The organism is Paenibacillus sp. GCM10012306, assembly GCF_042649265.1.
Lineage (GTDB): Bacteria > Bacillota > Bacilli > Paenibacillales > Paenibacillaceae > Paenibacillus_AQ.
The window spans coordinates 295,945-318,017 of the sequence record NZ_JBHRYW010000003.1 but is presented as its reverse complement, the minus strand read 5'-3'; the positions used below and the strand labels follow the sequence as shown (position 1 = coordinate 318,017).

Below are 22,073 nucleotides of genomic sequence, written 5' to 3'. Positions count from 1 at the left end.
CTTTAATAGTGCCAGCTTTTAAGTAATGAAACTAAAAACATCAACTACAGTAATATCATCTATGGCTTTTTTATAAGTATATTCCGAGTTGATAACTCTAAAGGTAAGTTCGCTACTACCACAAAAAAAGTGAATAAGACTTATGAACTATTTTAATAGTAAGTTTCGACATCATAACATCCACAACCTTCCAAACAAGCGTTCTATTTAAGGGGATTTTGTAAATATGTCGTATATTTGAAAATTAAAAATCTATTTATTATACATACGATAATGAAATATTATTTGGGAGGATAAACATTTTGCGACAGGTTAAGGAGAATGTTTTGAGACAATTAGTATCTGAATCATTAAGGGAGAGCAATGACAGCTACACAATTCAAGAGCTTTTCGAGCGCTTTCCTACAGCTACAGAACTAATGGATGTATCAGAGCAACAGTTAATATCTATAAAAGGAATCGGCAAGGGAAAGGCCCGACAAATTATAGATATGCTTAAACTTGCAAAAGCACTCACCTACCCTGAGCAGACTAACAGTTCTATTCGAATTCCCGAAGACGTATGTAATCTCCTTGAACCCGAACTCCGCTTTGAACAGAAAGAACACTTCATCTGTCTCTTCCTCAACACTAAGAACCGCCTAAATTTTAAGGAAGTCATCTTAGTAGGCTCTCTGAACGCCGCTATCGTTCATCCTAGAGAAGTATTCCATGCAGCGATAAGACGCTGTAGTGCCTCGCTCATTTGCGCTCACAATCACCCGAGCGAAGAGCCGGAGCCGTCAATTGAGGACGTTAATTTAACAAAACGACTCATAGCCGCTGGAGAAATTATAGAAATAATGGTCCTTGATCATGTAATTATTGATGGCAACCGCTTCTACAGTTTGAAGGAGCACTGCTTGATATAATCCTAAAACCACCTTGTTAATGTATGTTCCTCTTACTAAAAACCTCTCAATAAATACCTCTGGCATCTGAATTGCCACACCCTGTATTAATTCATGGTTATAACCACTTAAATCCTCACTATATCCTGTTGAGCATCCTTCCAAAAAAATTCTATTGTTTTGTTAGGGGTGATGGGAATTGTAAAACATCGAATTTATCGGAGTAAGCATCCGAATTCTGCGGACTGGTAAAGGACAGGGCCAGGAACAGCAGGCTTTGAATGCAGGAGTAAACACCTCCCATATCGGCCAAATCGAATGCGAAGAGAAGAATCCAACGATAAAAACTTTGGAGAAAATAGCGCTAGCTCTCAAAGTAACCTTACTTGATTTACTTTTGCACTCAAATCCGAAGAAAGGAGTGAGTATCCAATTCATGCAAATTCTTACCCCCGCTAGAATCAAGCAATGCCTGTTGGAAGTTCTAATTGAGCACACAGATTTGGTGACATTGAACGCTCTGAAATCATATCGACACTTTGAAGAATGATTTCAAACGTCCCCAGCAGCTACATAGCTTATCAAATTTCAAAAATCCCAGAAAAAAGGGTGCTACATGAACGCGAAAATGGGTCGTGGCGATAACCGCCGCCTCTATAATTATGGCTTATGGAAATGCCGCTTCAGCAGAATCGGTCATAACTCCCAAAAAGGTTATTTTAAAAGTCAATGACACCGGAATGTTTTTAGTTGACGTCACTACCTCTACACTTCTTGATTCACAATTGTATGCAACTCCTGAAATTAGAAATAACCGAGTTATGATTCCTATCGCAAGTGTTATTTAAGAATTTCGCGGATCATCAAGCCTCGCTCACACTAGGTAATAACAATGTCGCTCTTTACTTAAATAATACCAAAGCTTATGTGAAGGAATCTTTGAAGACTTTGGACCCTGCTCCTTTTACTTAATCTGAGGGGCGCACACTTGTTCCATTGAATTTTATTGAAAGTGGCAACCTCGGAATCACATTTATATGGGATAGCAAGAATCAATATCGTGGCGAATTTGACGCTTACCCAAATGACTACAACAACTACTTTATCCCTTTGTCTAATTCAAACAACTATAATAACAATAGTAAGCCCAATATTTCTAATAGTAATAAACCAATTGACCAGCATGGGGTTCAAATTAATGTAGGTGATTGAGTATCAAACGTTTTTTCTACGGGGCACGAAAAATAAGCAGTGTTAGCAAAATCGCTTAAAAACAAGCAAGGACTCCAGCTCAAATGAGCTGAGACCCTTGTTTTATTAGTGCCGAGGACCAGGATCGAACCGGTACGGTAGTCACCTACCGAAGGTTTTAAGTCCTGAAACAGCTCCCTTAGTCCATTTTCTACACTACGGAAAGATCGGACATAAAGCCTTTAACCACAAGGATTTAAGGTTCTTTTTTATGTTCCATACTTTCTGCGTTCAGAGATTTGGGTATGCAGTTATGTTAGCAGATTAGGAGCCTTGTGTCCTTAGTCTTTTTTAGTTGAAAATATCTATAGGATAGTTAGGTCCCCTATGCCCTACATTGTCAAGACGAAATCTGATCGGCAATGAGATTAGAGAAAGAAGCCAGGTGTAGGCGTTTTTTAAAATCATATTTAACTAACCACTCAAAAGTCTAAGTAGTAAAACTTAAAAATGACTAAAAGTTAATTTATAGTTTAAATTCCTTCCGTATATCCGAAGGCAAAGATTCAGTATCGTTGTTTTCATAACCATGATATGTATTATTGGTATGAGGCCTAAATACAATTGTCACTTTTTTTTCAAAATCATAGTAATATAAAGCTTGTGATGTTTCTTTCTTTTTGCTTGCTATGGCATCATTCAACATTTTCTGAGCTTGAGTTACTCCAACACTTAACGGAGAACCCCACCCGACAGTAGGATCATGTTTAGGATTCATTTCAAACTTTCTTGAGGATCTTTTTAATAAATCTTCGAGTTCACCACTATTATTTAATATTGAAACTAGGTTTTGTTTTTCTCGATAGAAAATTTTAAGCGACTGAGAATTATGATTATATATAGTAAAAAAAACTATATCTTCAATTTCCCTCTCTTTCTCTTCATTTTTATATTCATGCATATAAGATAATAACTTTTTCATCTCAGATTGAACTTCAGTATCAAGTGTATAATTAATAACTTCGGGAGAAGATATAATACCAGGTAGCGCTTCATTGTGGCAATCAATAATATTATCAGATACTCTTGAAAGAAAACGAAATATAGCTCGTGAAATATCAGAGTTTTGATCAAGATGTGGGAAATAATATTCAAGCTGGTTTTGAATAACTGTACTTAATACTAATTTATTATCTATTGATTCAATCATATCCATAAAATCAAGCAATTCAACTGATAATTGAGAGTATTTAACAGGATCTGATGTATAATCATTTTCTTCCCATATTATGCATTGAGGATCTAAGGCTACTATATAATTCATCGAATTTCCTCACTTGTCTCACTTTTATTCAACGTTTTCTTTTTAGCTTGAGCCCTCACAATTGCTCTAATATCTTGATCAAGTTGATTGAAAAAATCTTCAGGCCAATAAGTAAGGCTACCTTTATCTGTGAGTTCCAGAACAGTATACCCTTCCTTAATAACAAAAGTTAGCTTGATTTTTGTAAGATACTCGTCTTTAGTATCTTCTGCTATTCTTCTTCGAAGCCTTGTTATCAGATGATCACTATGTGTTTCTACGATAACATTCTTTCCTCTGAGAGTTAAACTATAGAGGAAATCAAATAACATACTTTGAACATTGGGGTGTAAATGTATCTCCGGTTGTTCAAAAATTAAGGTATATTTTTTAGAGGACAACAGACCTTCAATAACAATTGGCAATATTTGACTTATCCCGAAACCCACGTGATTTATAGGAACTTTAATTCCACTAACATCTTGAATCTCAATTTGGTACATCAATCCACTCTGAATTGGATTAGCCTTTATATAATTTGCCATTTTAAAAACATCACATATCCAGTAGTTCACAGCATCTTGAAGTGTTTCTTCGACATCATAATATTCAATTACTCCATCTTTTTTCATTCTCATTCTATAGTTAATTACTTTGTTCTTGGAGTTTCGCTCAAGAATATGAGCAGCAAATTCACCTTTATTTCCAATTTTTTTACTTGTATCATCATCATTAACATAAAATGGATGAGGTTCATCTCTTAAAGGTCCTAAATAAGATATCCTTTCAAAATATGTTGCAAGGATCCTGTTAATGAGTTGTAAAGCTAGTGGCGAAAAATACTCTTCCGCATATGCTGCATCCTTATCAAGAGTAGTAGAGATGCTTTCAAAAGGAAAAAATTTATCAAACTCTATTCTAGCTTTCCATTCACCCAAATCGGAAGTAAGTTTGGTGATTCTCCTTTCCCTTATAAATTCATTATAGCTATCTTTAAAGAAAAGTCGGCTGTTGCTAGCAACTCTATATATATTACCGTAGTCTTTATCAAGTTTTAGATATATTAACGGTTTTTTAGATAGTTTCCAACCAACATAAAATTCTTTTACAAAAACAGGATTGTTTATAGCTGATGAAGCGAACCTCACACGAACTGTAAGTGATTCAACACTGTTTTGATCAAGCTTTCTAAAGAAAGGCGTCCTTGAAAGAAAGGGAGGAATATCTTTTTTACTGAAGATTAACTCCCACATTAATGGGTTATTTTTAATCTTGCCTTCATAAATTATGTCTTTGTATCTTCCAAGAGAAACATAGGGTTTATTAAGTGAAAGAAGTTGCTCAGAATAATTGTTCTCAAGTGTTTGTTTAATCATAAGCATTAATTGAATAAGGGAGCTTTTCCCTCCACTATTAACCCCTGAAATAATAGTAATAGGACTCAGTTCAAAACTTTCCAAACTTTTGATCCCTTTAAAATTTTCAATTGAAATTTTCATATTTCACTCTCATCCTCATCTCTATCCACAAAAAGTATTAAAAAATTCTTATCCTTTTCTCCATCAGAGTTTCATTTCAGAAACCCTCTCTGTCGTTGAAAAAGCTTTTGTTTGGATTGGCTACACTAAATTGGACAGAAAAAAATAAGGGCTTGTAGAATAAACCTATAATGCTAAGGAGCGGATTTCTACAATGCCAAAACAACAACGACGTACGTTTACAACTGAGTTTTAAAAAAATGGTGAAGCTCTATGAAAATGGAAAAACCAGAGCAGCGATTGTGGAAATTTTTCGCAAGAATCGCAAAATCTACGGCACACGTAAAATTAAAGTCAAGCTCCAGGAACAAGGACTCATCGTGTCCAGACGTCGGATTTGGCGAATCTTGAAAGAGCAAGGATTGGTCTCTACCTAAACGGGTAGTTTCGTACAAGGCCCGTAAATCGGCTTGTAATGAAGCAACGATCACAAATGTTTTTGATCGTGCATTTGAACAGAAGCAAGCCAAACGCTTTGTCGTCAGCGATCTGACGTAAGTGAAGGTTCAAAACAGATGGCATTACATTTGTGTGCTCATCGACCTGTTCAGTCGAGAGATTATAGGCTATAGTGCAAGTCCCCAAAAGGATGCTGCGCTGGTTTCTCGTGCCTTCGCAACCGTTCAGGGTGATCTACAGCAGATTCAGTGGTTCATACGGACCGGTGCAGTGAGTTTTAAAATCAAAAGATGGACGAGCTTCTGGAGAGCTTTAAAATCGGCCGATCTCTGAGTATGAAAGGCTGCCCCTATGACACCGCCGTGGCTGAAGCCACCTACAAAGTCATGAAAACGGAATTCATCCATCAGATGAGCTTCCAGAGCCTTCGTCACTGGGAATTGGAGTTATTCGATTACGTCGACTGGTTTAACAAGCATCGGATTCACGAAACACTTGGCTACATGATCGCCTTACAGCCCTTAAAAAAGCTGTCTGAGTTACTGTTGACAATCCAGTTTACCAGTCACCAGGAATTAAAGCTTCACTTTCTCCTCTCCATCTTTCCACTACAAATATGTCTTGTTCTGTGCCACTCCAAGTAATTTCATCAGCATGTTCAATAATTATCAACTGAACTGAGTGTTTTGTTAAACCTAAACAGGTTGAAAGAGCAGTGAAAATTTTTTGGACTCGTAATATATCTTCTTGTCGAAAAACAGGAAGAGAAGTACTTTGTTCTCCTTCCTCAGCTTGATCTTCTGATCTACTCTGTACAATCTTCTCAGGAAAATATACTTGACTAGGTTGGTCAATGATAAGGAATTGAGGCACAGGGTTCCATTTCAAATCAATAAAAAACTCATGTAAGGCGAGTAGAGTGGCTACATGATACCCCATCCAGTTAGCACCACTACCAATTTCCCAAAGATAATCTTCCCTTTGCCCGGATTTTTTTTTCAAGGTTAAATTAGTTATATCAAGTTCAATTGGCTGATCTGCATCTTCAACACCTAAAAAGTCCGCATACCTATTTATTTTTTCTGAGATTGTATTTAAAGCTAGTTTAAGTTTTGCCTCAATACTCTTAGGATCTATTTTCCGCCTTAAAATAAATATTTGCTCTTCGAGTGCCTTTACTTCGGTTTCTAAGTCATTATTTTCATGAGTTAATTTATAATCAGATAATGATTTTTCTAAACGTCCAATAAATCGAAAAATCTCTTGTTCAGTTTGTCTGGATCTTCTTAATTCCTCTGATTCTATTTCTAATTCAGTTCTTTGTTTTCTAACGTAGTTCAGTGAACTTTCTAATTCCTTCAGTCGAATTCTAAGTTTTATAATTTCCCTATCTAACATAGCGGAGGATTTTTCAATATTATTTGATGTTGAACTGATTTTAGATTGATAATTGTAAAGCCGATGTATTTCATCATGTGCTTTACTGTTTTCAGAACCGCAAAATGGACATATTGTTTTAGGCTCTAGTAACTGAACTAACCAATTTGACGGCTGTAACCTTTCCTTTTGCGCATCAAGAGATTCCTGATAGAGCTTTTCTGATTCAAAAAGTCTTGTCATTTTATATAATCTCTGTCTCAGAGAGCCAATTTCATGAGAAAGATTAAGTTCTTCTTTAAATAAATTACTTAGCTCTGTTACAGCAGCCTGTGTATCTATGTCCTTAAATGTTAACGTCTTTGATTGAATTCTTTTTGGTATTTCTGATAATTGACTTATATACACTTGCGTAGACCAGCCTAATTCCGAACTAGAGGGATTTAAGAGTAATCCGTATTCTTTTGCTTGAGCATAGTAACTTTTCAAATTATACAACCAATGAGAATTGATCTTTTTTAGTTCAGCAAGCTCGTTCTGCTTCTGTTTATGCTCCTTTTCCAATTCTTTCAGTTGTTGTCTTAAATATAAAATTTCTTTATCAATTGCACCAAGGACAAGTGGGAAGATATTTTTCAATCTCTCTCTGTTTTGATATGTATCAGCCTTATAAAAAAGAGTATATGGGTTTGCTACTATATGTTGAGGTTGGAACTGAAAAGCTGAAAAATCTCTGAAACTTGCTCTTTTGTTAGAAGATTCACTATCATTCTCATCGGATAATGTTAGGAAAGGAAGGGTAGCAATTTCATTAAGTTTATTTTTCAGAAATTCAACATTGCGTTTAGCTTCGGGTCTGGGCATTTTTTTCATATCCACATTTTCAAAAATGAATACATCGCCACTTTGGCTATGTATTCCAGGCTCTTTACGAGCCAGTAATAGCAGTTCTCCTTTGATTGCCACTACAATACCAAACCACTCGGTTTTTTCTCTTATAATACCCACAGGAATTGTGCACTTAGAACTCCCTAAGCAATAATCAATTATGGGGATTATAGAGGATTTTCCTTTTTGACTATCACCAGTAATAACGTTGATTTTTGTCAGATCGAAACTTAAAATTCTTTCCTCTTTACTTTTGTCCTTTGGCCACAATATGATATGTTTTATCTTAAAATCCATAATTAAAACCTCACTTTTAACAGATAACATAGTTCAGAGAAGTCAATCGTTGCAAACCAATAACCAAGACGATCAGATGCTGCAATCATTCGCTTAATACTTTCGTTTTCACTGTATTTTGGAACAGAAGTCCGTACTGGTATAAAATTGAAGGTTTCCTGTTCATACATGAGGAGTTTGCTAGAGAGGCACATATTAATAGCACTAAAAGTCATTTTTGACATGTTTTGAGTCCTCTCTTGCAACCCTACAAAAAAACTCTTATTGTCATTTAGTGCTATAAAGAATCCTTTTTTGAAATTTCTCCTGTGAATAGATTCAACAATACTCTCATTAAATACTAGTGGAAGAACTAACATGAGGGTTTGTAAATCTATACCTTTATTTTCTTCAGTTGTGGAGTAATACTTCACGGTAAATGACCACAGAACTAAAGAAGCTAGAGCTACATTTTGAACGATTTCATACTCATCTAAATATTCCAATACTCTTATTCTCCTTGTTTAAGCAATAGTGTAAACTCAGGGTGCCAACCCAAAATTAATTGTTTATTATTTGCAAGTCTGTGATAGCTACCGCGTGTCAAATAATATTGCTCCGTAGGCTGGTTTGCTAAGGATTCTCTATGATCAAGAGTCTGGGCAAGTATCTCAAATCCAGCATCTTCACCTAGGGCGTTAGTATCTGGGGAGGTACTTAGTGCTCTTTTGTATTTTCTAACATTCTGAGCAAAAATAAGCCTCCATCTCTCTATTAAGTTTTGATCAAACCTATCCATTTCTTCTTTTGTTATATCTCCTTCGATGCTAAATCGAGTTCTTTCGTGATTGCACCGTAAATAATCTTCAATAGAACTAATAAGGAGGTCATCATTTTTTTCAAGTGCTAGCAAGTAAAGCTGTCTAACAAATAACTCGTTATATTGAGCTTCCTTATCAACCAAAGATAGAGAGATGAGAGACTGATCCGTTTCAATAAAGCGTTTAAGATTATATCTACTTAGTATTTTTTGATAATATTCTGTAAAGGCATCTCTAGACAGCCAAGCGGGTTTATTATTTCGCCAGCAATGCATAGCTGTATTATGAACCCAACCTAATAAAGAATTGTAAATTTCCTCGAAAGGCAATATTGCTGATACATGTAATAATGATTTTATTTCTTCTTTCAGTTTATCTCCATAACTTCCCTTATTACCGTCACATAAAATGATTTTACTTACTATTTTCCGAAGTAAACTAATATCATATTCACATACCTTATTGGCATACTTTTTAATACCTTCAGGGACATTAGTCGCAATAGCTAGTATCTGGTCTGAGCAAATTTCGCACTCTTGATCCGATTCTGCCTGTGCAATTAGTACTACTAGTCCATTCTTAACTATTTTGTTAGTTACCAGATGAAATTCAGTATTTTCTAAATCAAATCCAGGTTCTGAAGCAGCTTTAAGCCATATACACAGAGTATTCCATAAATCTTTGCTATGATCACCAAAGGGAATATTATCCGAGATTGAATGTTTATCCTGTTCGTAGACATGTCCCTCATCTTCCTTAGCTATTCTTACTACATCATCTTCTGTTTCAATTCCCACCTTTGCTCCTATTCTACTTTTAGCCAGCCAAAAAACTGCTCTTTCAGGCTGAAATAAATAACCAGAAATACTTCCCGGTACAACATGTTTATTTGTATTGATAGAAATGGTTAATCTCTCCCGTTCATTTATATTGCTATTCGATGAAACATTCTATGCTAAAACTAGATAATTTAAATATTGAAACTACCTAATTACATACTTTAGAACTAGACCAAAATACATAATTCGTCAATAATCTACCATCTCCTTCCAAACAAGCGTTCTATTTAAGGGAATCATGTAAATATGTCGTAAATTTGAAAATTATAAATCTATATTATACATACGATAATCAGAAATAACTTGGGAGGATAAACATTATGGGACAGGTTAAGGAGAATGATTTGAGACAATTAGTATCTGAATCTTTAAGGGATAGCACTGATAGCTACACAATTCAAGGGCTTTTCCATCGTTTTCCTACAGCTACAGAATTAATGGATGTGTCGGAACAACAATTGGTTTTAATAAAAGGAATCGGCAAAGGAAAAGCCCGTCAAATCATCTCTATGTTAAAACTTGCAAAGGTTTTGGCCTTGCCTAATGAGAATCAACATGTGATTCGTAGTCTAAAAGACGTTTATAATCTCCTCGAATCCGAACTACGGTTTGAACAAAAAAAACACTTCATCTGCCTTTTCCTCAATACCAAGAACCGTCTCATCTTCAAAGATGTTAATCTCTATAGGATCTCTGAACACCGCTATCGTTCATCCTAGAGAAGTATTCCATGCAGCGATTAGACGCTGTAGCGCCTCGCTCATTTGCGCTCACAACCACCCGAGCGGTGACCCGGAGCCGTCAATAGAGGATGTGAATCTGACAAAACGACTCATAGCCGCTGGTGAAATCATAGGAATAGAAGTCCTTGATCACGTAATTATTGGTGGCAATCGCTTCTACAGTTTGAAAGAGCATGGTCATTTCTAAATTCTCTAAATTCGATTTGTATATTCCTCACATAATCAAATGAAAAAAACGTCCTCTTAAATACTTTTATCCACGGTTTAACTACACTCCGTATCAATTCTCTACTATAGGCACTGAAATCCACACTATATCCTGTTGAGCCTCCTACCAAAAAATTCTATCGTTTGATTAGGGGTGAAGGGAAATGAACAGCATCGAATCTATTGGGGAAAACATCAGAATTTCACGGTTGAAAAATGGTCTCAGCCAGGAGCAGCTTGCACTCAATGCAGGAGTTAACACATCCTACATTGGTCAGATAAAGCGAGGAAAAAAGAATCCTACTATAAAGACTTTGGACAAAATATCCAAGGCTTTGGGAATCGCTCTAATCGACTTGTTATTATTTGTTGATTCTAAGGGAGGAGGTTCAACAACGCTTTGCAGTCAATCATCTGCCGTTCTTACCCCTGAACAGATTAAGCAATCTTACTTGAAGTCTTGATTGACAATACTAATATGATTGTCGATAAGAAAAAATCACTGAACTTAAAAGATAGATAGAGGAGCTATTACTCATGTCCACAACTGAAGCGAAACAAGTCACAAAGACCAAGAAAATCAAGAAGCCCATTTTAAAACGTTGGTAGTTCTGGATTCTTGCGGCTTTCGTTGTAATCATTGCCGCCAGTGCATTATCTTCAGGAGGAGACTCCACAGTTTATGAGCTATCAAAAATGCAGATCATGACGAAAGAAGAAATTATTACAAAATTCGGAGAAGCAAATGAGGTTGTAGGAGATGATTCAGACGGCCATAGCATCACTTATAATACTATGTTTATGGTTAGTGTTAACGATCAAGACGAAGGCGAAATTTTCGAACACAGAGTCTAAACAAGAAGCCTTTATCGTGAAGTCAGTACTAACATAATTATGAGCGTATCAGAAACTTCAAATCGATAAAAAAGAAGCGTCGTTAGCAAAATGTTAGCAAAACCGCTTATAAACAAATAAGGGTTCCAGCTCAAATGAGCTGAAACCCTTGTTCTACCAGTACCGAGGACGGGAACGAACCGGCACAGTAATCACCTACCGCAGGATTTAAGTCCTGAGCTCACTCATCCACACACGGATGGTTACTCCAATTGCTAAGCACTAACCGCATCCCAACTCATACGAATAATCTGCTGTAAATTCTCTTCGCTGCCCTCTAGTTGCCCCTTGAACACAGCTTTGGCGAAATAGGTGACGGGCAGATAGCAGTAGGACAGCAACAACACAGTCTCCAGTGCTTTAAGCTCTCCCTTCTGCTTCCCTTTCTCGAATAGTTCATACAGCCCAACAAACATCGATGTCGTATCGTCTAGGCATAGCCGTTCAACATAGGGAGAGTGCTGATACTGCTCCAGCAACAGGAAGTAATCCTTGTTGTTCATGATAAAATCCAGAGAATTGCGCATAAGTTGCTCGCACAATTCTTGGGAGGACAGGGATTCATCCAATCCCCTGCTCATCTGCTGACTCATTTTTTCCTTAACCTTCACGTAAAGCTTGGCTAACATATCCTCCTTATTTTCGAAATACACGTAGATGGTTGCCGAGGAGACGTTCGCCACCTTGGCAATTTTGGATATGGAAATATCCGAAAATCCAATTTCATTCAATAGTTTAATCGTTGCTTCAAAGATGGCTTCACTCTTTTTCTCGTCTTTATGTCTCATGACCTCACCTTAAATGATCATTCAGTTAAAGTCAATGGATACAATTTGCTCGATGTACTTAAACAGTTCCCCCGCACCGCGTGTGCCTCCCGGCGCGCGGTGCGGGGCCTAAGGTGGTGCTCAAACCTCTTGTCTGCGCCATCGGGAGCCACGCAGCAACGAGGATGTTGGTTTTTCTGTATTTCTATAATGTGAGTTTTACTCCTGTGTACCCGTTCTGCCAAGGACAGGTGGTTGTGCTGCTTCCTTCCCATCTGCTTTGCCGGCAAATTTGAACACAATAATGCCACCGACAATGACCAGTACTCCAAGAAACTGATTAATGTTAAACGGAACCTTCTCCAATCCAAGCCACCCCATAGAATCCCACAGCAGAGCAAAAGCGAGTTGTGAAGTCATTACAATGGAGATCGCATAGGTAGGCCCCAGCAGTTTCACTCCCTGAACGAGACAGATTACAACACCAACGCCGATCATCCCGCTGATCCAGTACCATGGCTGCATGTTTTGCAGTGCAAAGGTGTTTTTCCCTTCAACAATCAGGCTGATGATTAGTGAAGCGATGAAACCCATACCAAGTACCAATGTAGTGGTCGACCATGACCCCGTATGTTGATTAACTTTGCTGTTGAAAATATTTTGCAGGGCGACAAAAGAACCCGCGATAAGCGCCAGTAGTATTCCCGCTAGCATATGTGTATCCCCCATTTGTGTATTAAAGTTTTAGAATTTCATAATTACGACACCAGCGATCATCATCCCGATGCCAATGAAGTGCGGTACCCGCAGCTTCAGTTTTTTGACCCCAAACCATCCGCGAACATCAATTAAGAACGTCAGGCATAGCTGGGCGATTAGCAGCGCAGAGATCGTATACGTCACACCCATCATCTGAATCGCTGTAACCTCGGTGAAAATAACAATAGCCCCGAAGGAGCCTCCCAGCAAATATAAAGGCTTCACTTTCTTAAAACCATCCCGCTTGCCATCCCGTACGAACAGCAGGATCAGCAATGCCATCAAAAATCCGGTCAACTGAGTGATCGTTGCAGCTTGCCAGGTGCCAATATCCTGACTGATTCTCGCGTTTGCGACACCTTGCAGCGTAATGCAGGCCCCACCCAAAAATGCAAAAATAATTCCTCTCATCTCTTGTCTCTCTCCTTCATCTAACTCTCCTACTTATTAAAAGACATTCGGACCCATTCAGGGAAGGACATCTGTCCTTAATTCGAAAATTCCGCTTTCAGCAAGTAGAAACAGCTTTGCCGTCCTCTAAGGGACGGTATCCGTTTCAGCGAGAAATATAAGGATGATTTATAAAGTGAAACATATAAATTCTTATATTTGAACAAAAAAAGCCCGCTTCATGCCTATTATAGGCTGTAAACGGACTTTTACTCAGAGCTTCGTTTAGAATTTTCAGGACTTCATTTAGATTAGCTGCTTCAACTCATGCAGTTTGTCGAAAATCAATTGACTGACGGCAGATACACGATCCCGATCACTATAGGTTAACCAAGCCAGTTCCTCAATTTCCGAGGCAGCGGCTAACTCCCCTTCAAATTCTGCAAAATAGCAGGTCATTCGCACGGTCACGCCTTCCGCTTTACCATGCGCCTCTGCTTCAAAGACGCCCAAGGCGGAGATCGTCTCCGGCTTGATCTGTACGGACAACTCTTCCTCTATCTCACGAACAAGTGTCTCTTCATCGGTCTCGCCGGGCTCACGTTTCCCCCCAGGCAAATAATATGTATCTTTTCCAATGGAGCGGGCAGCCAGCACACGACCTTCTACGATATGAACCCAGGCTATTTTATCAATTAATGTAGTCATTCCAGTCTCCTGTGTTTGTTTTTCTGAACATTATAGCATGGGGGCGATTCATTTCAAAAAAACCATAAAAAAACTCTCTGTCTCGAAAGACAGAAAGTTTATACTCCGTGCTATTTTCAGCGTATTGAGTTTATCCCTTAACCGCGGACCCGACAGTCATCGCTCTTTCTACCTGCTCACTGAAGAACAGATACACGATAATCATCGGCAGTGAAGCCATCGTCATAACAGCCCCCATACCACCCCAGTCTGTACTGTATTGTCCTTGGAAGAACAAGAGACCGAGCGGCAGAGTTTTCATTGCTTCATTAGAGATAAGGATATACGCCAGGGTGAATTCGTTCCAGTTCGTGAGGAACTGGAAGATTGCAACCGTTGCAACTGCCGGCATAACCATTGGCATGATGACTTGCAAAAACATCCGGTAAATGTTCGCGCCATCCATACAAGCTGCCTCTTCAATCTCAGTAGGAATTCCCCGCATAAATCCATAGAAGATCATAGTTGAGAAAGGTAGTCCCAAGGCTATATAAGGCACGATCAGTGCTCCATACGTATTGGACAGATGGAAGTCTCGAACCAGAATCGCAAGCGGAATCATAATGACCTGAAGCGGGATGAACATCCCCACCAGCATATAGACCCGAACAGCCTCTCTGAACTTCCAGGTCAACCGTGCTACAGCAAAAGCAAACATCAGTGCAAAGAGCAGAATAAAGACTGTAGCGATCGTTGAAACGACAATACTGTTGATAAAATATTTTGGAATATTGAATTGTGACCACGCAGTCACATAGTTCTCAAAGCGGAAATGTGTCGGTAACCCAAATGGATTGGTTGAGAAGATTTCATCGTTATTTTTCAATGAATACGAAATCATCCAGACTAGCGGATATACCGATACGATAAAATAAATCCAGAGCGGAACTTGGTAAAGTAAGCCTAACGCTTTTTTCATGTCACGTTCTCCTTTCTGCCTAGACCTCGTTACGATCAAATACTTTGTTGATAACCACAGTTGCAATGAGCGAGATGATTACCAGAACCACCGCTACGGCGCAAGCATAACCATAATTGCTTTCCAAGAAAGCGTAACGGTATACCATGAAGGTCATCGTATAATTGCTCGTTCCCGGTCCACCGTTGGTCATGATCAGCATTTGTGTAAAGGCGCTAATCCCGCCGGTGATGGCGATCGTAAAGCAGAACTTGTACGTTTCTTTCATAAGCGGTAGAGTCACTTTCCAGTGGGCCTTCCATTTGCTGCAGCCATCGATCGTCGCGGCCTCCATGTATTGTTCAGGAATCGACTTGACGCCTGCATACAGGAGTGCGAATTGATAGCCCATAAACTGCCATGCATTAACGAACGCAATCGCGATAATCGATGTAGTCGGTGAAGTTAACCAATGCTGCTGATAAGGAATACCAAGCATTTGCAGCAGGCGATTAATAAGCCCGTTGGTCGGATCATAGATCGCGATCCAGAGCTGGCAGACAACCGTCACGGACAATACGACCGGAATAAAGTAAGCTGTCTTTAGCAGCTTGCGTCCCTTAACCGTAACGTCTGCACAGACCAGAGCCAAAATCGTACCTAAGCCGATCTGAAACACAACAAGTACTAAAGCAAAAATCCCGCCGTTTTTTAGCGATGTCATCAGGAGCGGGTCCGTGAATAAATCGCGGAAATTCCCCAGCCCGTTGAAGGTTGCTTCACTGAGACCGTCCCAATTGTAAAAGCTGCGGAATACGGTTTGCAGCACAGGATAGATGACAATGACGGTGTAGATTAGCATGGCGGGCAGAAGGAAGAATAGAATAGCTTTTTTATTGCCCAAGTAATTTCTCATGGCCCTCCACAGCTCCTTTCCAAAATAAATATTCTCTGGTTTAGAACCCCGGAAGCCCCAAGCCGAAGCTTGAAGTCCAGGGTTCTTAAACGTTTCTCTGTAGCTATCTCTTTATTTTCCCAAAGCGCGGTTCATATTTTTAATAAAGTCGTCTACACTAAATCCATCAACCAGCAGGTTTTGCGTGTTATCATCAATCGCCGTGCTGATGCTCAACTTGCTGACTGCTACAGCGTAGCCCTTAGCGTTAGGCAGTACATCCGTAGTCAGGCGCTTCATCATTGCCGGAATATCTGTAGCTGTAACAGGCTTATCAATTTTTGGTGCAACAATCGGGTTGCCCAGTACTGTGAATTTATACTCAGCCGATTTCTTGGCGATGAAAGCAGCTACTTTGACAGCCACGTCTACATTCTTGCTCTTGGAGGATACAGCATATCCTTGAGGACCACCGGAACCGTTCATTTGGAACTTCATGTTCTCGTAAGTCTGCTCGTCTTTGGCTGGCCAGTACATAAAGTCAACATTGTCGCCCATCTTCTCTTGCGCACTGTAAATTTCCCATTGGCCGTTAATCATCATAGCGGATTTTCCGGTATAGAACATGGAAGAGGCCTGGTCATAGTTCGTATTGGTTGCATTGACATCAAGCAATCCGGCTTGTTGCAGCTTTTTCACTTGCTCAGCAGCAGTAACAGCACTTTGCGGAGTTTCCGTAGGGTTACCCTTTTCGAATACGCCTGTTCCGATACCATCCTCACGTGTCAAGAAGGCATTGTAGAACGCTGTAGTGATCCATTTTTCTTTGGCAAAGATTGAGAGTGGTACAAGACCCTTAGCCTTTAATTTCTGGGCTGCTGCGGCGAGTTCGTCAATCGTTTTGATTGGCACCGAAATGCCAGCTTCTTGGAAAATCTTCTTGTTGTAATACAGAAGCTCGAACTCTACACCTGTATCCGGGAAGGCATAGACGTGACCATCTGGAGCAACCATACGGGATTCGACACCTGGATTAAGATTTGCCTTGTATTCTTTGGTGGTATCATAATCATCGAGCACCTGTACATTTTGGGATTTGGAGAAGGTTTGCAGTGTGTTCCAATCCGTATAGTAGATATCAGGCAGATTTCCTGTCGCCGCATAAGTCTTCAGCTTCTGGTATCCGTCTTGAACCGCCGGATCAAGCTCAATCTCCACATTCGGCATTTCCTTCTTCAATTCTTCAACCGCATAGTCAAACGGCTTAGAGGTGTCATCATCAAAATGTTGAGCGTATACTTTCAGTTTTACTTTGTCGTTCGCTCCGGCTTCGTTACCACCTGAAGCTGAAGCGCCTGTGTTCGCCGGTTTGTTTGAAGAAGATCCGCCGCCACAAGCGGTAAGGGACGCAACCAGCGTCAGTGCAAGTACTCCAGCCCACGTTTTATTCCATGTGCTCTTCATCTTTTTTCCCCCTGTAGCTTAATTTAGTTTAGTTAGCGCTTTCTTGTTTGCGCTTTCATTATAAAATGATCCATGCCTTCCGCAGAATGAGCAAAACGGGCCGGATAAGTAAAAAACGGGACAATACGTAGAAACGGCTTTGCTGTCTCTAAGGGACAGTATCCATTTCAGCAAGAAATAAAAGAGCCGAGCAGACTCGGCTCCCTTTCATCTTAATTGTTCAAACTCCGTCGGTGTCATGCCAAATTTCTTCTTGAAGCTTTTGCTGAAATAATTCGGATCACTGTATCCTACTTCATAGGCGATCGTCGACAGCTTCATATTGCCCTTCTGGATCAGATCCTTAGCCTTCTTCATGCGGATGTGGGTGATGTGATCCAGCACCGAATAGCCGGATTCCTTGCGGAACACGCGCCGCAAATAGCTGGGGTCCACGAATAAGATGGCAGCGACAGCCTCAACGGATAACTCTTCTTCGGTGTAATGGTGCTCAATATATGCCTTGGCATCGGTATAAAGCTTATAAGACTTGGTCTGTCTGGTGCTTTCCGTCAAGCAGATGATCCGTTCGAAGAAATTTAGGAGCCAAGCCTCGATCTCATCCCAGGTCGAACACCCGCGGAGGTACTTGTCAGGAGACGGTCCAGTCATATTCTCAAGCAAATGTTCTAAAGCCACTCCCCGCTCTCCAGCGAAGGACAGCCCGATCGAGACCAACCCCATAAGCATGGTGTACACGTATTCACTGTTCACATCATGGGACCGGAGCGATTGAATGGCGCGCTTCACCTCACTTAACGTGTCCTGATCACTGAGCCTAAGCGAGATTAGAATACTCTCCTGGATCGCGGTCGCAGGATATTGCTTGATCGTCGCATCGGACCCCAGCGGGGCAGTCTGCTCTACTTCAGGCGATTCCTGAAGCTTCGGCAGCTTCGGTTGAATCCGTTCCAGCATGGACGCCAGCTCTTCCCGATTAAACGGTTTCAATAAATAATCATGAACGCCCAGCCGAACGGCTTGCTGTACATACTCAAACTCATTATGCCCCGTTACGAAGACAATCGTCATCTCCGCGAAGCGAATCTTCAGCTGTTCTGCTAGCTCAAAGCCGTTCATAAACGGCATATTGATATCAATTAGAGCCAAGTGGGGACGATGCTGCTCTGCCTCCTCCAGTGCTTCTTTGCCATTGCGGGCTTCACAGCATACCTCGTAGCCGTAGTCTCCCCAATCCATTTTCATCCGTAAATAATCCCGAAACAAGGGTTCATCATCCACGATCATGATCCGATACATTTCCTTGCCCTCCTGTTGTTCTTCCTGGAACGGTAATATCCACCCTTGTTCCTTTTCCCTCTTCACTGAAGATGGTTATACCGTATTTCGATCCAAAATACAATTTGATTCGCTCCTGAACACTATAGACGCCAATGGATTTGACCTCCTTGTCCTCGTCATGGAAGCAACAGGCCTCCTTCAACTGTTCTTCGTTCATGCCCACTCCGTCGTCTTCCACCCGGATGATGATTTTCCCCTTTTCTTTCACAGCAGAGATCACAATGAGTCCACGCTCTCCCTTGGTCTTCAGGCCATGATAGATAGCGTTCTCCACCAACGGCTGGAGCGATAGCTTCGGAATCGGAGCATTCCGCAGTTCTTGCGGGATACGAACCTCATACTGGAACACATCGGGGTACCTCATCTGCATGATGGACAAATAATCGGTGGTCATCTTGATTTCCTGTTCCAGAATAATAAGCTCGCGGCCCTTACTCAGCACCACCCGATAAAAATCCGCCAAGGCCTTCGTCGTATCCCGCGCCTCCTGATTACGGTCCATGTCGTTCAGAATGTAAATCGTATCTAGTGTGTTATATAAAAAATGCGGCTTCACCTGCGAAGTAATCAGTGCCAGCTCATACTGTCGCTTCCGCTTCTGTTCCTTCTCCTTATTCTGCAGCAGCTCCTGAATTTGCTTGATCATGGAGTTAAACACCCGCGAAATCAAACCGATTTCGTCATTGGTGTGAACCGGTGCTTCCACATACAGGTTGCCGTCCATGACTCGGCGCATTCTTTTGGTCAGATCCTGTAACGGATTCAAAACCACCTTGGAGAGAAAATGAGCCCCGAGCAAAGACAGGAGCAGACAGCTGAAGCCGATCAGAATCGTGAGCTTTGTATTTTTGCCAACATCCTTCGTCAGCACATCCAGATCTGCTACATTGAGCAGCTTCCAACGCATCCCTGGATAATCTGTAACGGTGATTAATCGCTTACCGTCTGTATTACGAGTAGCCGTGTCGGCTAGGCCGGAGGTCGATTGGAGCAGTTCAAGCTCCACTGGATTCGTGATTGGGGTCAGCACCTGCTCTTTATCCGGGCTAGCCACGATGATCTTGCGCTCGTCCACGAGAAAATAGTTCTTCTGATTAATCTTGTTCCCGCTTACAAGAAAAGCTGACAACGTAGGCTCTTTAATAATCAGAAAAAGCGTACCAAAGCGTTCCCCCGTATTGATGTTGATAACAACCTTTCCCAAAGTCAGAACAGGCACATCAGGACTTGGTGTCATGTAATTCCGTTTCTGCATAGGAAGCCAGTAAGCTGAACCGTAGCTGCCCTGCTTTAGCAATTCTTCAGGAACGCCACTGCGAATGGCTCCGCTTTCATCATTTCGTGCTGGATAGGATGTATAGATTTTTCCGTTATTGTCAATGAAAACGGCTGCATCAGTTTCCGCGAACAAGGACAGATCAATCGCCAGACGGCTCTGTATGGTGGACCGGAACTGATTCTCCTCTACAGCATTTCGTTCAGTGGGAAAGTTATCATATAACCGATTCACATCCGTGACCAGCATATTGGAGCAAATCTCCATATTTTTCGTAATGGAATCCAGCTTGTTGATAATTAGACCCGATTGATCAATGACGTCATTGACGCTACGGTTGATGAGAGAACGGCTAAAAATCTCACTGGACACCACTCCCAAAATACTGAGCGACACGACAATTAAAGGTATAAAGACGGTCAGAAGCTTACTCTTGAACGTCATTCCGCTGAACCATTTCCAGATAATCCGCTTAATCTTCATCTCTCCCTCTCCCTTGCTGACATTCCGCATTGCTTATTATAACGGATGTTGTCTATAAAGTATTAAATCATTTGCCTGTCAAGAGGGCTTCTGCTATAGTAGGCAACGATAATGTAACAGGGAGAGACGGACACATGGAACTGCGACAACTGGAATATTTTAAAGCCATCTGCGATGAACTGCATTTTACGCGTGCGGCAGACAAATTGGGCGTTACCCAGCCTACACTTAGCCATCAGATCAAAGCGCTGGAGGATGAATTAGGCACTCCGCTGTTCGATCGAATCGGCAAAAAAATCGCCATCACTGAGGCCGGATCTATACTATATACCCATGCATGCACCATCTTCAATGTAATGCATAGCGCCAAGGAACAATTGGAAGAATTGCAGGATGGCGAGCGCGGCACCATTACGATCGGCTCACTTCCAGGCGAACTGAATCATCTTGTGTCACTGCTGCTGGTGGAGTTCAACCGTCGTTTTCCGAAGATCAAGATCAGAATCGTTGCCGCTGAAAATGTCGTAGATCCCATCCTTCACAATGAAATGGATATCGCCGTGACCATCCTTCCGATTGAGGATGACAGGTTAGAGCAGATCCTGCTGTATGAGGAACAATTTTATTTGACCGTACCCGCCGAACATCCTTTAGCCGACTCGCCTTCGATTGAATTTGCTGAGGTGCAAAAGTTGCCGATCATCATGTTCCCTAAAGAGCATAGATGCCGCCAGTTAGTAGACGCCTCATGTAGCGCCTCCGGCTTCTCGCTGGAGCCATTCATCGAGACGAACACCATCGATTCCATCTTCAGCCTCATCCAATCCGGTGCAGGCGTCAGTGTATTATCCAAATCGCTGATCCATCTCTACAATGACGGTAGTATCCGCGCTATCCCCATCGTTCATCCCGTGCTGAACCGTCAGGTAGCGATTATTCATAATCGTGGTAAGTTCCTGAGCCACCCCGTCAAGGCGTATCTCTCGATGCTGCAGGAATTTGTTCGTGAAAAAGGGATTGGTAATCCCACTGTACAGCCTGCAAGCAAGTAACTTTTCATGTGCCCGGTACGCGGTCTTCGCGTCCGGGCATTTTTCTGTTGGCGCACCAACGTTAAGGTCATAAGTAACAATAGCTTGATGTAATAGGATGTATGAACAAACAACGTCGATTGAAGAGTAACATTGCTTTATTGCGCCCCAAGTGTAAATAGAAGCATTTTTGTACCTTAAATCAGCTGCAGTTAATCGGAAAAGTTAAATAAGTGCATTTTTGCATGTTAATTCTTCGGAACTATGCTTCTTCAGTGTATTTTCGCAAAAATAAGGTACAATAATGCCCTTATATTCCATTTTTCTCTTCAAATGAGGAATATAAGGTACAAAAATGCACTTAATTGGAATAGAGACCTATTTTCATTGTTGAGAAGTATTCGCTATAGGATGAATACAGCCGAAAGCCCCAGGCTTCACCGGAGTGACGCCAGGTCTTTGGTTTAAAGATTGGGTTTGGGTTTGGGTTTGGGTTTGGGTTTGGGTTTGGGTTTGGGTTTGGGTTTGGGTTTGGGTTTGGGTTTGGGTTTGTGCTTTAGGTTTGTGCTTTAGGTTTGTGCTTTAGGTTTGTGCTTTAGGTTTGTGCTTTAGGTTTGTGCTTTAGGTTTGTGCTTTAGGTTTGTGCTTTAGGTTTG

25 protein-coding genes are annotated in these 22,073 nt (G+C 40.9%); 11 read left to right on the top strand and 14 right to left on the bottom strand.

The features are described 5' to 3' along the window. Nucleotides 1-302: 302 nt before the first annotated feature. From radC to ACFORK_RS08775, 3 genes are all read left to right on the top strand, one after another. Nucleotides 303-911: a RadC family protein gene (gene radC / locus ACFORK_RS08785; RefSeq protein ID WP_379197764.1), complete on the top strand. Its 609-nt coding sequence runs from the start codon at nt 303-305 to the stop codon at nt 909-911. 187 nt (nt 912-1,098) lie between these two features. After that, nucleotides 1,099-1,440: a helix-turn-helix domain-containing protein gene (locus ACFORK_RS08780; protein WP_379198560.1), complete on the top strand. Its 342-nt coding sequence runs from the start codon at nt 1,099-1,101 to the stop codon at nt 1,438-1,440. A gap of 112 nt (nt 1,441-1,552) precedes the next feature. After that, nucleotides 1,553-1,738, top strand: a complete 186-nt coding sequence (locus ACFORK_RS08775; protein WP_379197762.1) for a hypothetical protein — start codon at nt 1,553-1,555, stop codon at nt 1,736-1,738. A gap of 869 nt (nt 1,739-2,607) precedes the next feature. On the opposite strand, the gene ACFORK_RS08770 is transcribed toward ACFORK_RS08775, so the two are convergent. Both ACFORK_RS08770 and ACFORK_RS08765 read right to left on the bottom strand, forming a co-directional pair. Then, complete coding sequence (locus tag ACFORK_RS08770) at nt 2,608-3,405, bottom strand: hypothetical protein (RefSeq protein WP_379197760.1); 798 nt, start codon at nt 3,403-3,405, stop codon at nt 2,608-2,610. After that, nucleotides 3,402-4,883 carry an AAA family ATPase gene (locus ACFORK_RS08765; RefSeq protein ID WP_379197758.1) on the bottom strand — a complete coding sequence of 494 codons (1,482 nt, stop codon included), beginning with the start codon at nt 4,881-4,883 and terminating at the stop codon, nt 3,402-3,404. Before ACFORK_RS08765 ends, ACFORK_RS08770 begins: the two co-directional genes overlap by 4 nt. Nucleotides 4,884-5,125: 242 nt before the next feature. Here ACFORK_RS08765 and ACFORK_RS08760 point away from each other — a divergent pair, with 242 nt between their 5' ends. The 3 genes from ACFORK_RS08760 to ACFORK_RS08750 all read left to right on the top strand — a co-directional run bounded on the left by ACFORK_RS08760 (nt 5,126) and on the right by ACFORK_RS08750 (nt 5,965). Beyond that, complete coding sequence (locus tag ACFORK_RS08760) at nt 5,126-5,299, top strand: IS3 family transposase (RefSeq protein WP_379197756.1); 174 nt, start codon at nt 5,126-5,128, stop codon at nt 5,297-5,299. A 121-nt stretch (nt 5,300-5,420) separates the two neighbouring features. Then, entirely contained in the window at nt 5,421-5,654 is a 234-nt protein-coding gene (locus tag ACFORK_RS08755) for a hypothetical protein (protein WP_379197754.1), read from the top strand. Then, the gene (locus ACFORK_RS08750) at nt 5,612-5,965 is read left to right on the top strand and encodes an IS3 family transposase (protein ID WP_379197752.1); all 354 of its coding nucleotides are present in this window, start codon (nt 5,612-5,614) and stop codon (nt 5,963-5,965) included. The genes ACFORK_RS08755 and ACFORK_RS08750 overlap by 43 nt, the downstream gene beginning before the upstream one ends. Here the strand turns inward: ACFORK_RS08750 and ACFORK_RS08745 are convergent. The 3 genes from ACFORK_RS08745 to ACFORK_RS08735 are packed head-to-tail and all read right to left on the bottom strand — an operon-like array spanning nt 5,880 to nt 9,480. Beyond that, complete coding sequence (locus ACFORK_RS08745; RefSeq protein ID WP_379197750.1) at nt 5,880-7,883, bottom strand: DUF3732 domain-containing protein; 2,004 nt, start codon at nt 7,881-7,883, stop codon at nt 5,880-5,882. The genes ACFORK_RS08750 and ACFORK_RS08745 overlap by 86 nt on opposite strands. 2 nt (nt 7,884-7,885) lie before the next feature. Further along, nucleotides 7,886-8,368: a three component ABC system middle component gene (locus ACFORK_RS08740; RefSeq protein WP_379197748.1), complete on the bottom strand. Its 483-nt coding sequence runs from the start codon at nt 8,366-8,368 to the stop codon at nt 7,886-7,888. A gap of 5 nt (nt 8,369-8,373) precedes the next feature. Beyond that, nucleotides 8,374-9,480 (bottom strand): ABC-three component system protein, encoded by a 1,107-nt coding sequence (locus ACFORK_RS08735; protein ID WP_379197746.1) that lies wholly within the window; start codon nt 9,478-9,480, stop codon nt 8,374-8,376. 362 nt (nt 9,481-9,842) lie between these two features. On the opposite strand from ACFORK_RS08735, the gene ACFORK_RS08730 reads away from it, so the two are divergent. The 4 genes from ACFORK_RS08730 (at nt 9,843) to ACFORK_RS08715 (ending at nt 11,327) form a co-directional block, all read left to right on the top strand. Continuing rightward, complete coding sequence (locus ACFORK_RS08730; RefSeq protein ID WP_379197744.1) at nt 9,843-10,241, top strand: JAB domain-containing protein; 399 nt, start codon at nt 9,843-9,845, stop codon at nt 10,239-10,241. After that, complete coding sequence (locus ACFORK_RS08725; protein ID WP_379197742.1) at nt 10,195-10,452, top strand: JAB domain-containing protein; 258 nt, start codon at nt 10,195-10,197, stop codon at nt 10,450-10,452. The genes ACFORK_RS08730 and ACFORK_RS08725 overlap by 47 nt, the downstream gene beginning before the upstream one ends. A gap of 184 nt (nt 10,453-10,636) precedes the next feature. Further along, nucleotides 10,637-10,936: a helix-turn-helix domain-containing protein gene (locus tag ACFORK_RS08720; RefSeq protein ID WP_379197740.1), complete on the top strand. Its 300-nt coding sequence runs from the start codon at nt 10,637-10,639 to the stop codon at nt 10,934-10,936. Between the two features lie 232 nt (nt 10,937-11,168). Then, on the top strand, nt 11,169-11,327 hold the full coding sequence (locus ACFORK_RS08715) for a hypothetical protein (RefSeq protein WP_379197738.1): 159 nt from the start codon (nt 11,169-11,171) through the stop codon (nt 11,325-11,327). Nucleotides 11,328-11,581: 254 nt separating this feature from the next. Here ACFORK_RS08715 and ACFORK_RS08710 read toward each other — a convergent pair whose 3' ends face one another. From ACFORK_RS08710 to ACFORK_RS08670, 9 genes are all read right to left on the bottom strand, one after another. Further along, nucleotides 11,582-12,154, bottom strand: coding sequence for a TetR/AcrR family transcriptional regulator (locus ACFORK_RS08710; protein ID WP_379197736.1), 573 nt, complete (start codon nt 12,152-12,154; stop codon nt 11,582-11,584). Nucleotides 12,155-12,352: 198 nt separating this feature from the next. Beyond that, a complete protein-coding gene (locus ACFORK_RS08705) occupies nt 12,353-12,847 on the bottom strand; it encodes a DMT family transporter (protein WP_379197734.1) in 495 nt (164 codons plus the stop codon). A 30-nt stretch (nt 12,848-12,877) separates the two neighbouring features. Next, nucleotides 12,878-13,303 (bottom strand): DMT family transporter, encoded by a 426-nt coding sequence (locus ACFORK_RS08700; RefSeq protein ID WP_379197732.1) that lies wholly within the window; start codon nt 13,301-13,303, stop codon nt 12,878-12,880. A 285-nt stretch (nt 13,304-13,588) separates the two neighbouring features. Continuing rightward, a complete protein-coding gene (locus tag ACFORK_RS08695) occupies nt 13,589-13,990 on the bottom strand; it encodes an NUDIX hydrolase (RefSeq protein ID WP_379197730.1) in 402 nt (133 codons plus the stop codon). A gap of 130 nt (nt 13,991-14,120) precedes the next feature. Continuing rightward, on the bottom strand, nt 14,121-14,948 hold the full coding sequence (locus ACFORK_RS08690) for a carbohydrate ABC transporter permease (protein WP_379197728.1): 828 nt from the start codon (nt 14,946-14,948) through the stop codon (nt 14,121-14,123). 19 nt (nt 14,949-14,967) lie between these two features. Then, complete coding sequence (locus ACFORK_RS08685) at nt 14,968-15,843, bottom strand: carbohydrate ABC transporter permease (RefSeq protein ID WP_379197726.1); 876 nt, start codon at nt 15,841-15,843, stop codon at nt 14,968-14,970. A gap of 111 nt (nt 15,844-15,954) precedes the next feature. Beyond that, nucleotides 15,955-17,286: an ABC transporter substrate-binding protein gene (locus ACFORK_RS08680; RefSeq protein ID WP_379197724.1), complete on the bottom strand. Its 1,332-nt coding sequence runs from the start codon at nt 17,284-17,286 to the stop codon at nt 15,955-15,957. A gap of 207 nt (nt 17,287-17,493) precedes the next feature. Next, the gene (locus tag ACFORK_RS08675) at nt 17,494-18,585 is read right to left on the bottom strand and encodes a response regulator (RefSeq protein ID WP_379197722.1); all 1,092 of its coding nucleotides are present in this window, start codon (nt 18,583-18,585) and stop codon (nt 17,494-17,496) included. Then, nucleotides 18,560-20,386 (bottom strand): sensor histidine kinase, encoded by a 1,827-nt coding sequence (locus tag ACFORK_RS08670; RefSeq protein ID WP_379197720.1) that lies wholly within the window; start codon nt 20,384-20,386, stop codon nt 18,560-18,562. Before ACFORK_RS08670 ends, ACFORK_RS08675 begins: the two co-directional genes overlap by 26 nt. A 134-nt stretch (nt 20,387-20,520) precedes the next feature. Between ACFORK_RS08670 and ACFORK_RS08665 the strand changes: the two genes are divergently transcribed. Then, nucleotides 20,521-21,438: a LysR family transcriptional regulator gene (locus ACFORK_RS08665; RefSeq protein WP_379197718.1), complete on the top strand. Its 918-nt coding sequence runs from the start codon at nt 20,521-20,523 to the stop codon at nt 21,436-21,438. The last annotated feature ends 635 nt before the right edge of the window (nt 21,439-22,073 follow it).